At 43.6% G+C, this 14,366-nt stretch carries 10 protein-coding genes; 9 read left to right on the top strand and 1 reads right to left on the bottom strand.

Going from position 1 to position 14,366, the window contains the following annotated elements; genetic code table 11:
• Nucleotides 1–2 precede the first annotated feature (2 nt).
• The gene (locus tag G7Y45_RS01105) at nucleotides 3–1,322 is read left to right on the top strand and encodes an HlyD family secretion protein (RefSeq protein ID WP_165017062.1); all 1,320 of its coding nucleotides are present in this window, start codon (nucleotides 3–5) and stop codon (nucleotides 1,320–1,322) included.
• A 169-nt stretch (nucleotides 1,323–1,491) separates the two neighbouring features.
• On the top strand, nucleotides 1,492–2,679 hold the full coding sequence (locus G7Y45_RS01100; protein WP_005811214.1) for an OmpA family protein: 1,188 nt from the start codon (nucleotides 1,492–1,494) through the stop codon (nucleotides 2,677–2,679).
• A 67-nt stretch (nucleotides 2,680–2,746) separates the two neighbouring features.
• Here the strand turns inward: G7Y45_RS01100 and trpS are convergent, their stop codons facing one another.
• Nucleotides 2,747–3,838, bottom strand: a complete 1,092-nt coding sequence (gene trpS, locus G7Y45_RS01095) for a tryptophan--tRNA ligase (protein ID WP_005782386.1) — start codon at nucleotides 3,836–3,838, stop codon at nucleotides 2,747–2,749.
• Nucleotides 3,839–4,161: 323 nt separating this feature from the next.
• On the opposite strand from trpS, the gene carB reads away from it, so the two are divergent.
• The 7 genes from carB (at nucleotide 4,162) to G7Y45_RS01060 (ending at nucleotide 14,343) form a co-directional block, all read left to right on the top strand.
• A complete protein-coding gene (gene carB / locus G7Y45_RS01090; RefSeq protein ID WP_165017122.1) occupies nucleotides 4,162–7,383 on the top strand; it encodes a carbamoyl-phosphate synthase (glutamine-hydrolyzing) large subunit in 3,222 nt (1,073 codons plus the stop codon).
• Nucleotides 7,384–7,581: 198 nt separating this feature from the next.
• The gene (locus tag G7Y45_RS01085) at nucleotides 7,582–8,010 is read left to right on the top strand and encodes a polymer-forming cytoskeletal protein (RefSeq protein WP_005811209.1); all 429 of its coding nucleotides are present in this window, start codon (nucleotides 7,582–7,584) and stop codon (nucleotides 8,008–8,010) included.
• 216 nt (nucleotides 8,011–8,226) lie between these two features.
• Nucleotides 8,227–9,171, top strand: coding sequence for a Tsr15 family tyrosine-type DNA invertase (locus tag G7Y45_RS01080; RefSeq protein ID WP_165017065.1), 945 nt, complete (start codon nucleotides 8,227–8,229; stop codon nucleotides 9,169–9,171).
• A 394-nt stretch (nucleotides 9,172–9,565) separates the two neighbouring features.
• Nucleotides 9,566–10,819, top strand: coding sequence for a FimB/Mfa2 family fimbrial subunit (locus tag G7Y45_RS01075; RefSeq protein ID WP_165017067.1), 1,254 nt, complete (start codon nucleotides 9,566–9,568; stop codon nucleotides 10,817–10,819).
• Between the two features lie 111 nt (nucleotides 10,820–10,930).
• Nucleotides 10,931–11,842 carry a FimB/Mfa2 family fimbrial subunit gene (locus tag G7Y45_RS01070; RefSeq protein ID WP_005782402.1) on the top strand — a complete coding sequence of 304 codons (912 nt, stop codon included), beginning with the start codon at nucleotides 10,931–10,933 and terminating at the stop codon, nucleotides 11,840–11,842.
• Nucleotides 11,843–11,871: 29 nt separating this feature from the next.
• The gene (locus tag G7Y45_RS01065) at nucleotides 11,872–12,468 is read left to right on the top strand and encodes a DUF3575 domain-containing protein (RefSeq protein ID WP_005811199.1); all 597 of its coding nucleotides are present in this window, start codon (nucleotides 11,872–11,874) and stop codon (nucleotides 12,466–12,468) included.
• 24 nt (nucleotides 12,469–12,492) lie between these two features.
• The gene (locus tag G7Y45_RS01060; protein WP_005821994.1) at nucleotides 12,493–14,343 is read left to right on the top strand and encodes an OmpA family protein; all 1,851 of its coding nucleotides are present in this window, start codon (nucleotides 12,493–12,495) and stop codon (nucleotides 14,341–14,343) included.
• The last annotated feature ends 23 nt before the right edge of the window (nucleotides 14,344–14,366 follow it).

The following is a 14,366-nucleotide window of genomic DNA, read 5'->3' as shown; positions in this document are numbered from 1 at the left end:
GTATGGAAAAGGAGCACACACATAAAGAAATCGAGCTTCGCAGTGAAGAGGTACAGGAGGTGATGAACCGTGTTCCGGCGTGGATTCTGCGTAGTGGCATTACGGTATTGTTTATCATCGTAGTGGTGTTGGTGGCAGGCAGCTATTGGTTTAAATATCCGGATGTGATAACTGCGGAGGTGACGGTGAGTACACAGGAGCCTCCATCTTATGTAATGGCACGTTCGGCCGGTAGATTGGCGGACCTGTATGTACAGAACGGCCAGGAGGTGAAGCCGGATATGAATCTGGGTGTAATAGAGAATACGGCTCGTGCAGTGGATGTGTTTTCTTTGAAGAGGAAGATGCAGAAGTGGAAGCAGGAAGGATATACACCGGAATCGGGGAAAAGCCTTTTTCTGCTTTCGGAGACCGACCGCTGGCGGCTGGGTGAGATACAGTCGGCTTATGCAGGATTTGTGAGTACCCTCTCCGAGGTGGTTCGTATGAAAGAGTTGGGATATTATGCAAAGAAGTTGCAGTCACAAAAAGAATTGCTGGCTACACAGAAGAAATATTATGATCAGGTTCGGAGGCAATATTTTCTGATAGAGAAAGAATATGCTTTAGCTCATGCCTCATATGCAAGAGATTCGATTCTTTATCATCGTAAGGCGATGATTATTACGGAGTTTGAACAGTCCGGCAGTCGCTACTTGCAAAGCCTTCAGTCAAAGGAATCGGCCCGTATGCAGTTAACTCAGGTAGATATGCAGATAGAGCAATCGGAAGAGGCATTGCTTGATCTGGAAAAACAGGCGTTTGAAGAGCAGCAGACGCAGGAGGTGAATCTGAGAAATGCTACGGATCAGTTGTTGGGTCAGCTTGCGGCGTGGGAACAACATTACCTGCTTCGAAGTCCGGTCGGAGGAAAAGTTACTTTTCTGAATGTGTGGAGCGTGAATCAGTATGTGGAGTCGGGGGCTACCGTTTTTGTGGTTGCCCCGAAAGAGGAATCCTTGCCTGTAGGGACGGCATTGCTGCCTTTACAGGGATCGGGTAAAGTAAAGGCCGGACAGCGTGTGAATTTGCGTCTGAATAATTATCCGGACCAGGAGTTTGGTTATGTAAGGGGGGAGGTGAGAAGTGTTTCGCCTCTGCCGACGGCGGAAGGCATGTATGTGGTCGATATTGCTTTGCCGGATGGGTTGACAACCAACTATGGAAAGATGCTGCCGTTGACTCGTGAGATGAAGGGAAGTGCGGAAATTATCACGGACGATCTTCGGCTGCTGGAAAGATTGATTATGCCGCTACGAAAAATTTTCATGGAACAAAAATAGGTCAAAGTAGCTTTGGAGCTATATATAATAAGGTGTATCTCCGGATCTTTGTAGAAAATGCTTCGGAAATTTTCATTTATCCAAAACCTTTTAGTTTCGTTGGTGTTATTTAAATAGTTTCAATAATAAATAGGAAGATTTGTAATAACCACTTTAACTATTAAGGTATATGAAAAAGATTCTAATGCTGCTGGCTTTAGCCGGCGTTACATCTGTTGCTTCAGCGCAACAAACTACGATTACGGGATACGAAGTTATCCAGGTACAAGACAAATATCAAGTGATCACTAACTCCTTCTGGGATAACTGGTTCTTTTCTATCGGTGGCGGTGCCGAAGCCATGTTTGGTGACAACGACCATGCCGGAAAGTTCAGAGACCGTATCAGTCCGACATTGAATGTGGCTGTCGGTAAATGGTTTACTCCCGGGTTGGGATTGCGATTGCAGTACAGTGGCTTGCAGGGGCGCGGCTTTGCCCATTCGGAAACAGCCGATTTTGTGAAGAGTGGTAAACTGGCCAATGGGTATTATAAACAGAAATTCAACTATATGAATCTTCACGGTGACGTGATGTTCAATTTGAATGCTCTGTTTGGCGGATACAACTCTCACCGTGTATATGAAATTATCCCTTATTTGGGAGCGGGTTTTACTCATTCATACTCTAAACCTCATCGTGAGGCATTTGCTATGAACGCAGGTATTATCAACCGTTTCCGCGTATCGAGTGCGGTAGATATCAATATCGAAATCGGTGGTATGCTGGCTGAAGATAAGTTTGACGGAGAAATTGGTGGAAAACATGGGTATGATGGCGTTGCCAGCCTGACTGCAGGTCTGACTTACCGCTTCCCGGCCCGTGGATTTGCCCGTCCGATGCCACAGATTATCTCTGAAATAGAATTGGCCAATATGCGTCGCCAGATGAATGAAATGGCTGCTGCCAACCAGTCACTGCAACAGCAGTTGGTTGATGCACAGAACCAGCCGGTGGCAGAAGTTGCCGAACAAGTAGTTGTAACGGATGCTAATATTGCTCCGCGTACTGTATTCTTCACAATCGGTTCTTCTGAACTGTCTCCGCGTGAAGAGATGAACTTGTCTTATCTGGCTGCTAAGATGAAAGAATTCCCGGATACACAATATACCGTATACGGATATGCTGACTCGGCAACCGGTACTCCTGCATTCAATAAGGAGTTGAGCCAGAAACGTGCTCAGGCTGTTGTCAATGCATTGGTTAAGAAATACGGAGTAGATTCCAGCCGCTTGAAAGTTGATGCCGGAGGTGGTGTGGATAAATTCGGTAAACCTATTTACCTAAACCGCGTTGTATTAGTAGAGTCTGCTAAATAAATTCAGACTCAACCTTCTTTAAAAGAAAGCGCCCTGTTGCCAGACTGGTAACAGGGCGTTTCTTTTTTTATTTATTGAATCGCTTTACTTGTTCGTTGATCAGTTCGGCATCATCGAAATAGTTTATCTTCATGGCCTTACGAACATCGGATAACGTATCGGCAGCGGCAGCTCTTGCCACTTCACAGCCTTTTCTCAACATTTCGTAGATGGCAGGAATGTCTTTCTCAAATTCTTTCCGGCGATTACGGATAGGTTCCAGTTCTTCTTGCATAATAGCGTTGAGGAAGCGTTTCACCTTTACATCTCCCAGGCCGCCGCGTTGATAATGAGCTTTCAGTTCATCGAGGCTCGGATAGTCGGGCAGATAACGTTCGAAATGTTCGGGACGGCAGAAGGCATCTAAATATGTAAATACGGTATTACCTTCGATTTTTCCCGGGTCTTGCACCCGTAAGTGATCGGGGTCGGTGAACATGCTCATTACTTTCTTCTGTACCTCGTCCGCTTCTTCGGAAAGGTAAATGCAGTTGCCTAACGATTTACTCATTTTGGCTTTTCCATCGGTACCCGGCAGGCGCAGGCAGGCTGCGTTGTCCGGTAGAAGGATTTCCGGCTCGACTAATGTTTCTCCGTAGATATAATTGAAACGGCGGACAATTTCTCTGGCCTGCTCGATCATGGGCTCCTGATCTTCACCTACCGGTACTGTAGTGGCACGGAAGGCAGTGATATCGGCAGCTTGGCTGATGGGATAAGTGAAGAAACCTACAGGAATGCTGGTTTCGAAGTTGCGCATCTGTATTTCCGTCTTCACGGTAGGGTTACGTTGCAGGCGTGATACGGTGACGAGATCCATATAATAGAATGTCAATTCGCACAGTTCCGGAATCTGGGACTGGATGAAGATTGTCGACTTTTCCGGATCGAGTCCGCAAGCCAGATAATCGAGGGCTACTTCAATTACGTTTTGGCGTACTTTTTCAGGGTTATCGATGTTATCGGTCAATGCCTGCGCATCGGCGATGAAGATGAAAGTTTTGTCAAACAAGCCGGAATTCTGTAGTTCGACTCTTCGTTTCAGTGAACCTACGTAGTGTCCGATATGGAGTTTTCCGGTAGGACGGTCACCTGTCAATATGATTTTTTCTTTTCCCATTATTTTTATTTTTAATCGAAGGACAAAGATAGTCAGAATCAGCTGAAGTAACAAATAAAACGAATATTCTTACCAGATTCCTTTGTAATTATAGAAATAAGTCGTTACTTTGCACAAACTTTGAAATAGCAATGAATCAACAGGAAATCAGAAGCAAGTATTATCTCCGTTCGAGTGTATTTCACCCGGAATCAGCCTACTTCTTCTCTTTTCTCCAAAAACGATATTTAGTTCTTTGGTAATGCGTTAGTCCTTTATTGAGGGTAACGCATTTTTTTTGTGCGGATACGTAGAAATAACAACTTATAATGACAATAAAAGAAATGGAAAAGGAAATGAAAAAAGTCCTTGTTTTGGGTTCAGGCGCACTCAAAATCGGACAAGCCGGAGAGTTTGATTATTCCGGTTCACAGGCACTGAAGGCCTTGAAAGAAGAAGGCATCAATTCGGTATTGGTCAACCCGAACATCGCAACCATTCAGACTTCCGAGGGAATTGCTGATAAGGTGTATTTCCTTCCCGTGACTACTTATTTTGTAGAGGAGATTATTAAGAAAGAACGTCCCGACGGCATTCTTCTCGCATTCGGCGGACAGACTGCCTTGAACTGCGGTGCAGAGCTTTATACACAAGGTATTCTGGATAAATATGGTGTGAAAGTATTGGGTACTTCGGTTGAGGCTATCATGTATACGGAAGACCGTGACCTGTTTGTGAAGAAGCTCAACGAGATTGATATGAAAACTCCGGTCAGCCAGGCTGTAGAAAGCATGGAAGATGCTATTGCTGCTGCACGTCGCATTGGTTATCCGGTGATGGTTCGTTCGGCTTACGCGCTGGGAGGACTCGGAAGTGGTATTTGTGCCAATGAAGAGGAATTCCTCAAATTGGCTGAGAGCTCATTTGCTTTCTCTAAACAGATTCTGGTGGAAGAGTCGTTGAAAGGATGGAAAGAAATTGAGTTTGAGGTGATCCGTGATGCGAATGACCACTGTTTTACGGTAGCAAGCATGGAAAACTTTGACCCGCTGGGTATCCATACCGGCGAATCGATCGTGGTAGCTCCGACTTGCTCATTGGATGACAAGGAACTGAAAATGTTGCAGGAACTTTCAACTAAATGTATCCGCCATCTGGGTATTGTAGGTGAATGTAACATTCAGTATGCATTCAATTCGGATACGGATGATTATCGTGTGATTGAGGTGAATGCACGTTTGAGCCGTTCTTCGGCTTTGGCTTCGAAGGCAACCGGCTATCCGCTGGCATTTGTGGCCGCTAAGGTGGCATTAGGCTACACACTCGATCAGATAGGTGAGATGGGCACTCCCAACTCGGCATATGTGGCTCCACAACTTGATTACTATATTTGTAAAATTCCTCGTTGGGACTTGACTAAATTTGCCGGTGTATCTCGTGAGATCGGTTCAAGCATGAAATCGGTTGGTGAAATCATGTCGATAGGCCGTTCGTTTGAAGAGATTATCCAGAAAGGTCTTCGCATGATCGGTCAAGGTATGCATGGGTTTGTCGGTAACGACGATGTGCATTTTGAGGATCTGGATAAGGAGCTTTCTCACCCGACGGATTTACGTGTTTTCGCTCTGGCTCAGGCCATGGAAGATGGCTATACGATAGAGCGTATCCATGAACTGACAAAGATTGACCCGTGGTTCTTGGACAAACTAAAAAATATCGTTGACTATAAAGCGAAGTTGTCTGCTTATGATAAGGTAGAGGATATTCCTGCAGACGTATTGAGGGAGGCCAAAGTGCTGGGCTTCTCTGACTTCCAGATTGCGCGCTTTGTGTTGAATCCGGCAGGAAATATGGAGAAAGAGAACCTGATGGTACGTGCCCGTCGTAAAGAACTGGGTATCCTTCCGGCCGTGAAACGCATCAATACCATTGCTTCCGAACATCCGGAACTGACAAACTACCTTTATATGACTTATGCGGTTCAGGGATATGATGTGAACTATTATAAAAATGAAAAGTCAGTAGTTGTGTTAGGATCGGGTGCTTATCGCATTGGTAGCTCGGTTGAGTTCGACTGGTGTTCGGTAAATGCTGTGCAGACTGCTCGCAAACTGGGATATAAATCGATTATGATCAATTATAATCCCGAAACGGTGTCTACTGATTATGATATGTGTGATCGTCTGTACTTCGACGAACTTTCGTTCGAACGTGTGCTCGACGTGATCGATCTGGAACAACCTCGCGGTGTGATTGTATCCGTAGGTGGACAGATTCCGAATAATCTTGCCATGAAACTGTATCGTCAGTCTGTTCCGGTATTGGGTACTTCTCCTGTTTCTATCGACCGGGCAGAAAACCGTAATAAGTTCTCTGCAATGCTTGATCAGTTGGGTATCGACCAGCCGGCATGGCAGGAGCTGACCAGTCTGGAAGATGTGAAAGGTTTTGTAGAGAAAGTGGGCTATCCGGTACTGGTTCGTCCGTCTTATGTACTTTCGGGAGCTGCGATGAATGTTTGCTATGATGACGAGGAGTTGGAGAACTTCCTGAAGATGGCTGCTGAGGTATCGAAAGAGTATCCGGTAGTTGTTTCTCAGTTCCTTGAAAATACCAAGGAAATTGAATTCGACGCAGTGGCACAGAATGGAGAAGTGGTAGAATATGCTATCTCAGAACATATCGAGTTTGCCGGAGTGCACTCGGGTGATGCTACGCTGGTATTCCCGGCACAGAAAATCTATTTTGCAACAGCGCGCCGCATTAAGAAAATCAGCCGCCAGATTGCGAAAGAGCTTAATATTTCGGGACCGTTCAATATTCAATTCCTGGCTCGCAACAACGAAGTTAAAGTTATCGAATGTAACTTACGTGCTTCACGTAGTTTCCCGTTCGTTTCTAAGGTGTTGAAACGTAACTTTATCGAGACTGCTACCCGCATTATGCTCGACGCTCCATACAGCCGTCCCGATAAGTCGGCATTTGATATCGACTGGATTGGAGTGAAAGCTTCTCAATTCTCTTTCTCACGTTTGCACAAAGCCGATCCGGTTTTAGGTGTAGATATGTCGTCTACCGGTGAGGTGGGCTGCATTGGTGACGACTTTTCTGAAGCACTGCTGAATGCAATGATTGCTACCGGCTTTAAAATTCCTGAAAAGGGAGTGATGTTCTCTTCAGGTGCAATGAAGTCGAAAGTCGATTTGCTGGAAGCAAGCCGCATGTTGTTCAACCAGGGATATAAGATTTATGCAACAGCCGGAACTGCTGCTTTTCTGAATGCACATGGTGTAGATACTACTCCGGTTTACTGGCCGGATGAAAAACCGGGGGCCGAGAACAATGTGATGAAGATGATTGCTGACCATAAGTTCGACTTGATTGTGAATATTCCCAAGAATCATTCGAAACGTGAGCTGACAAATGGTTATCGTATCCGTCGTGGCGCGATCGATCATAATATTCCATTGATAACCAACGCGCGTCTGGCGAGTGCATTTATCGAAGCATTCTGTGATTTGAAGCTTGAAGATATTCAGATAAAGAGCTGGCAGGAATATAAATAGTACTGTCCGTAGCGATAAATAATAAGGGAGAGGGGGGAAACTTGGAAACAGTTTCTCCCCTTTTTATAGTGACCTGTTGTCTTTTTCTCGTCTTTTTCTTCTGCCTGTCTTATAATTAACTTATATTTGTAATCTACTTAATATTTGGTATCAGAAGAATGTTCGTCCTTTTTTAATTTACATAATTCAGATTTTAATATGTTTGGAAAGAAAAAGAATGAAGATTATTCTGTAAAGACTGTGAAAGTCGGTATTGATAAACTGACTACAATAGCATTGGGAACAATGGTGAAAGGAGCAATCACGGTAGAAGGGGATTTGCGTTTAGATGGAATAATAGAAGGAAATGTTTCCTGTAAAGGGAAAGTAGTGATTGGTCCTCAGGGAAGAATCAAAGGAAATGTGACGTGTACCGGTGCTGTGTTACACGGGATGTTACAGGGAGATATTCAGGTGGCAGAAGATTTGGTTATGAAATCGGGATGTACAATGAATGGCGATGTTTATACATGTAAACTTGAAATAGAATCGAAAGCCAGATTTAACGGTACTTGTAATACTACTGAGAAAAATACACTTGTGACAAGTCAGGTTGCGAAGCCTGAGACTGTGAATACTGAGAAATGATTGAAACGGCTTCTTGAGAAGAATCGGTTTTGTCTATTCCAATTGTGGTTAAAAGTTTTTCGAAGGCTGCAAAGTTATCTAAAAAAAAGAGATAATTATGCAGTTGGTTTGTTATGGCACTACGCTTTTTGCAATTTGTTGAAATATCAGTCTGATATATGAAATGGATAAGCAAAAGCTTGCAATAATCTAATTTGTAATCTTAACAGACTTAAAATGAAAAAAGAACTTTTGACTCGATTTATGGAGAAGCGAATAGTCGAACTGAAAAAAGAGCAACGTAATGGTACTGCCCATGTGTATCAGAGCACTTTAAATCGACTGAAAAAATTTATGAATGGACGTGAAATCACCTTTAGCCAACTGACTCCCGAATGGTTAGCTTTGTTTGAACAGAAACTGCTGGCTGATCAACTTAAATGGAACACTATTTCTACTTACATGCGTATGCTGAGATCTGTGTATAATCAGGCGCTGGAGCGGGGAGTGGCAACTTATGTGCCACGTCTTTTCAATAAAGTGCATACCGGAATTGACTGTCCCGTAAAAAGGGCTGTTTCGCCGGAGGTGATATGTAAACTGATGACGGACCAGAAACAATTGCCGGAAAAATTAGCTTTCAGCCGGGATTTGTTTGTTCTTTTGTTTCTGCTTCGCGGGATGCCGTTTGTAGATCTTGCTTTTTTGCGCAGATGCGATTTACAGGGAAATGTAATTACGTATCACCGGCGCAAAACCAGTCGTAAACTGACTGTGGTGGTGGGCAAAGAGGCAATGGAAATTATACGGAGGTATATGTATGCGATTCCGGATTCACCTTATCTTTTTCCTATTATCCAAAATCCCGGTGAGAATGAATATGGGCAATATACCCGTATGTTGCGTCTTCTGAACCATCGCCTGACACAGGTGGCAAATACCTTGGGAATCAGGGAACGGCTAAGTACTTATGTGGCACGTCATACCTGGGCGACTACGGCACTTCGGCAGAATTATAATTCAAGTTTGATTTGTAATGCTATGGGGCATTCTTCGGTGAAAGTGACTGAGACTTATTTTCAACCTTACAGGGATGATGAGGTAAACCGGATGAATCGTTCTCTTATTACATATATTTTATCGAAGAAGAAAAGAGGAACAGATAAAAACATTAGAGGATAATCAGTTGATTATTAGTTGAAATATTATCCGTTACTTCGTAGGTAACGGAAGGTGATATCGGCGGCAAATTTAAATATATTTTTTGAAATACGCATAATAAAACAATTATTTTTGCAATAGATATTAAATAACTGAACATTTTTATTGGGTTGTTCTTCGAAAAAGACAACAAAAGATTCTTCCATTTTTCAGGTTGAAAGATGGGAAAGGATTTTATTGTCTTTTTTGAGACCGTAAAGATTCATTTTAGTAAAAACAACTCCTTGAAAGACGCCTCTTTGTCTTGGAATTTGTGTAGACCCGTTACCTACGAAGTAACGGGCAGATCGATTGAGATAAGAAACCAACATTCTGTCTGAATCAAATATTAAGTAGAAACTAAAGTGAATTATTTATGAAAAAGAAATCTGTGTTTTTATGGTCTTTGCTCGCTGCAATGGCCATGAGTGCTTGTTCAGAGCACAATGAACTTCCTTCAGGAGAAGTTCCTGGTGGGAACTCGAAGACTAACTTTATAGTTAAGTTGAACTTTGAAGGAACAAGTATGGAACAAGGAGGTAAGACGAGAGCTGCGCAATCTACTGCAGTGCCGGAAACATCGTGGAGTAAAATCCGTCAGGTGCAGATTTTGCTGTATGACGCAAGCAATATCGTGCGGTTTTCAGATGTAGTTAATCCAACAGACGGGAATACTACTTTTACTTATACAGATGTGCCTGCTGGTACATATACGATGGTTGCTATAGCAAATGCGAAAAGTTCAGCGGATGCTATCAATACCTATTTGGATGGGGGCACAACTCCTGTAGAGTGGGGAATGTGGAATGTACGTCAGAAACAGGTGCAGAACATGGTGATGAAATATAAGCCAGGTGCATTCCCTGCTTTTTGTTCTGCTGCCTTGGCAGGCAATACGGCCTATACGGAACCTGCCGAGATTTTTATGGGAGCTGTTCCGGGTGTAGTCATTTCTTCGGATGCTACTGCAACTCCATCTCCGATTGCTTTGAAACGTGAAGTCTCTTTGATGCGTGTCCGTCTGAACGTAAAGGATAAAGAAGGAAATACGAATAATGAGAATACTGCGAATGGCGTTGACTTTGCACAGGATGCTTCTATTATGATTTATCGCTTGCCGGATTATCTGAAAGTGATGGCAGGGAATGACGGAGGAGTAAGTGCTACCTCGACTGCTACTAATATATTGTCTATTTCGGATGGTGAAGTCTTTAAAACGGCTGAGCCCGGATCCGGTTATAACCCTGGAGGAACGATTTTAAACGGAAACTTTACGATGTGGAGAGATGTGGTTGTATTCCCCAATAATGGTGGACGCGTTAATGATTCTGCAACTACCGGTACGGCTGACAGACAGCGTCAGTATTTTATAGTGGTATCAGGACGTGGTAAAGCCGGACATATTTTGGGAGATGGTACTGCACTTTCCGATGAAGCTACCGTTTATTGGTCCGGAGTGGTTAAAGAGAATTTTGTACCGAATGTGATTCGTGAAGTAAACCTGACTTTACGTACCGGCGGAAGTACGACTGTACCTGTAACTCCTACGGAATATGGTGGCCTGACAATTACTGTAGGAGCTCCTACACCTTGGGATAGCAATATTGTAAATTCAGATATTATAATGTAAAAACTTTCTTTTTACTCCCCTTGGAATCATGGTCCGGGAGCAGAGAATAGGCAGAAACGCTTGCTGCTCCCGAGAGCCTCGGGGGGAGGATAATGAAATAAACTATAGAACATGAGAAAAAACAGACTTCTCATAGTATTATTTACTGGTGTAGCAGTCTTACTTTCGCTTGCGTCGTGTACATATGATTATTTTGAAGATGAAACGAATTATCAGGTTTTTGTACCCGAGGTTCTGAACAAGACTGTCAGTGATTGTCGAGTGCTGGTCTATAACGATGCCGGAACATTGGTCGGCGCACGTTATGCAACCTCTCCATGGGATAAAGATCCGCGCATGGAGGCGGGCTTGTTTAGTTTTAGGTTAACTCCCGGCGAATATAAAGTATACTGTTATACCAATACGGACAGTCTTACGTTTGTGGACGGGCAACATCTGGATGCTTCTGCTTTTATTCTGAAAAGCAGTTCTACCGGACCGAACAGATATGTACAGCCTTCGGATATATTATTCCAGAAGTTCGTACCCGCAATTGTACATCCGGGCATTTTACAGACCGATACCGCAGCACTGGAACGCTATACCGGACGTATAACGGTTCGGTTTAAGAAATTTCCCGGTGATGTGTCGCATATAAAGAAGGTACAATTGCTTGCGGAAGGAGCACCTGTGATGCAATACCTCAAAAATGATACTCTGACCGGTCGATTGACTCCTGAGGATAAAATGTTTCATTTCGGAACATTACCCGTACAGGAGAAAGCCGATGTATTAGAGGTAGATCATCGTTTTATTCCTTCTGTGGAGAATGAACCGATGAGGTTGAATTATACATTTCTCGATGAAAATGGAGCAGTTGTCAACCATTTGCCCGTGGAAGTTACGGAAAGGGAGACAGGATTGCCGTTACGGTTATTGCATGGTAAACGTATAATTATTGAAATCGAATCTTATACCGTTATTAAGATATCGGTTGTAGGATGGAACGAAGATATCGAGAGTGGAGATACGGACATGGAATGATACATATATACATATAAAAGAGAATTAGAATGAAATCAGTTATACGACATATTTTGAGTGTCGCCGTTTTATTTTGCTTAATCAGCGGAGTACAGGCACAAAGTGTCAAAGTGAATATTCCTTTTTGGCTGACCGGTTCGCCTAACGTTGGCTTTGAGTATACATTGACGAGGCAACTCACGGTGAACGGTGAAGTGCTATGGATGCCGTATTTATTCAAGAAACATGAAGAAGTGTTTCGGGCACTCCAGAGCAGTGTTGAATTGCGCTATTATGTGAATCCGCGTAACTTCTATACTAATGATTCGTGGGATGGATTTTACATAGGCCCTTATGCCATGTACGGTAACTTTAATATTGGTTTGTTGAAGCATAATGATCCGTTACAGAGTTATCGTCGTAAAGGCTGGGGAGTGTCAGGTGGTATCTCAACCGGATATAAATTTGCTTTCAACTCTCGTTGGGGGCTGGATCTGAATATTGGGCTGGGATATGCGCACCTCCAATATAATAAATATTATTTGGGCGGAGAGTATGTAAATTTCCCTTTGGAACGTAAGAAAACCAAGAGATGGATTGGTCCGACTAAGTTTGGTGTAAATCTTACTTATAATATATTCCGCTAATGTTACTGATAAAAAGTTGCTGAAATGAGAAAGAAGAAGATACAGATTCTCCTGTCGGCTGCCGCATTCCTTTTTTTAATGGGAGGAACTATGCCTTCCGTTGCGCAGGAGCGGAAGATAGGGCGGATAGAACGGCGGGCAGACCGTAATTTTATCAGGCAGAAATTTGATAAAGCGATGGCCCAGTACGAAACGGCTATCAGGCGTGAAAAAGATGAGGACAGTCAGGCTGCGCTTCATCTCAAAACAGCACGTTTGTATTTTATGGTGAGGGAATACGGTCGCGCCTCAGAACATTATGATAAAGCAATGGGGTTGCGTCCGGATCTGCTCGGGGTAGATGATGTCTGTGACTATATAGATGCCTTGCGCTTTCAGGGACAGGCCCGCAAAGCAGAAGCTATCTGCCTGGATAATGCCTATAAGGATATATATAGTCGCTATCAGCGTTATCAGAATACGTTAGAGGCACTTGCCATGCGCCATTCGGTTCAGGAAGACCCCGGATTTTCGGCAAAACGTTTATCACTGAATACACCGAATGCTGAATTTTGGGTTGGAAATTATGGTGAGCAGCCGTTTTATGCCATTAGCTACAGTAAATTCAATGATCCGGGAAAGTTGTTCTTTCATCGTACTCACTATTATGCACTTGACGAAACCGGTGAACCCGGTGCCGAGGCTCAGAAACCTCCGAGATATTATGGATATTTCCGGAAGATACCTGCTGACTTGCAGAATGGTCCGGTGACCTTTTCGCCGGATATGAAGTCAATGGTAGCTACAGTCATTGAGTACGATAAAGAGAAGACAACAGTGGAAATGGCAGACCGGAAACTACGCCCTTTCCGTACAAAGTTGTTCTATTCTGTGCTAAAGAATAAAAAGAAACGGTTTACGAAGTACGTTCCGGCTTTTCCACAGGAGGAGATGTCTTCGTATGCCCATCCTTACTTATTCAATGAAGGTAAATCATTATTGTTCACTTCCGACATGCCGGGAGGATACGGAGGGTTCGACTTGTATGTTGTTCATTGGGATGACGAGGCCCGGACATGGGGAACCCCTGTAAATCTGGGACCGGATGTCAACACGGAAGGTGATGAGATCTTTCCTGTAATCTATAAAGGACGTCTCATCTTTTCGTCTAACGGGCTGCCGGGATTCGGTGGTTATGACCTGTTCAGTGCTTATTATGATAAGGATGGGGTAGTGCCGGGCAGTATCAGTCATTTTCCCCATCCGGTAAATTCCGTCTTCAACGATTATTATATGTGCCCGCTCGATTTGCGAACTGCTTATTTCGTATCCGATCGTGAGATGGCTTCGAGAGATGATATTTATTACCTCCGTACGGTAGAAGATTTAGGTACTCAGCAGGGGATGCCCTTTTACGGGATGAGTGAGGAGAATGCGATTTTGGGTGGCGCTTTGTTGTTGAACGGAGCTACGGAAACAGTTTCTCCGGAGTCTGTTGCATTGAAGCAATATGCACCTGAAGGTTTGCTGATGACTCTTTATTTTGATTTCGATTCGGATGAACTGACCGATGAATCTGTACGGAGGCTTGAGCAGTTTATCAATGAAATGGGTACCTACCGGTTTTCGGAACTGAGGTTTGATGGTTTTGCCGATGAGATAGGAAGTGACAGTTATAACTATTCATTGTCAGAACGAAGGGCAGAGAGTGTTGCAGAGTTCCTGCGCAATCATGGTTTAAATGTACGTTTCGGTATACAGGCCCATGGTAGGATAAAACTTTCTCCGGAAGAGGTGAAAGAGGAAATTGAGTATCATCGCTGGCCGGAGGGAGGTATCGACTGGATACAAGTGAACCGTCGGGCAAGGCGTGTCGAAATATATAATAAGAGGTAGAAATATAAAAAAGTAAACGATAT

Source organism: Bacteroides sp. ZJ-18, assembly GCF_011038705.2.
In the GTDB taxonomy this organism is placed as follows: Bacteria; Bacteroidota; Bacteroidia; order Bacteroidales; family Bacteroidaceae; genus Bacteroides; species Bacteroides hominis.
This window is presented reverse-complemented; position numbering and strand designations above follow the sequence as displayed.

Coding starts and splice junctions, on each gene's coding strand:
- trpS (WP_005782386.1), bottom strand. CDS start 3,838: ATGGGAAAAGAAAAAATCATATTGACAGGTGACCGTCCTACCGGAAAA.
- G7Y45_RS01060 (WP_005821994.1), top strand. CDS start 12,493: ATGAGAAAGAAGAAGATACAGATTCTCCTGTCGGCTGCCGCATTCCTT.
- G7Y45_RS01075 (WP_165017067.1), top strand. CDS start 9,566: ATGAAAAAGAAATCTGTGTTTTTATGGTCTTTGCTCGCTGCAATGGCC.
- G7Y45_RS01100 (WP_005811214.1), top strand. CDS start 1,492: ATGAAAAAGATTCTAATGCTGCTGGCTTTAGCCGGCGTTACATCTGTT.
- G7Y45_RS01065 (WP_005811199.1), top strand. CDS start 11,872: ATGAAATCAGTTATACGACATATTTTGAGTGTCGCCGTTTTATTTTGC.
- G7Y45_RS01080 (WP_165017065.1), top strand. CDS start 8,227: ATGAAAAAAGAACTTTTGACTCGATTTATGGAGAAGCGAATAGTCGAA.
- G7Y45_RS01070 (WP_005782402.1), top strand. CDS start 10,931: ATGAGAAAAAACAGACTTCTCATAGTATTATTTACTGGTGTAGCAGTC.
- G7Y45_RS01105 (WP_165017062.1), top strand. CDS start 3: ATGGAAAAGGAGCACACACATAAAGAAATCGAGCTTCGCAGTGAAGAG.
- carB (WP_165017122.1), top strand. CDS start 4,162: ATGGAAAAGGAAATGAAAAAAGTCCTTGTTTTGGGTTCAGGCGCACTC.
- G7Y45_RS01085 (WP_005811209.1), top strand. CDS start 7,582: ATGTTTGGAAAGAAAAAGAATGAAGATTATTCTGTAAAGACTGTGAAA.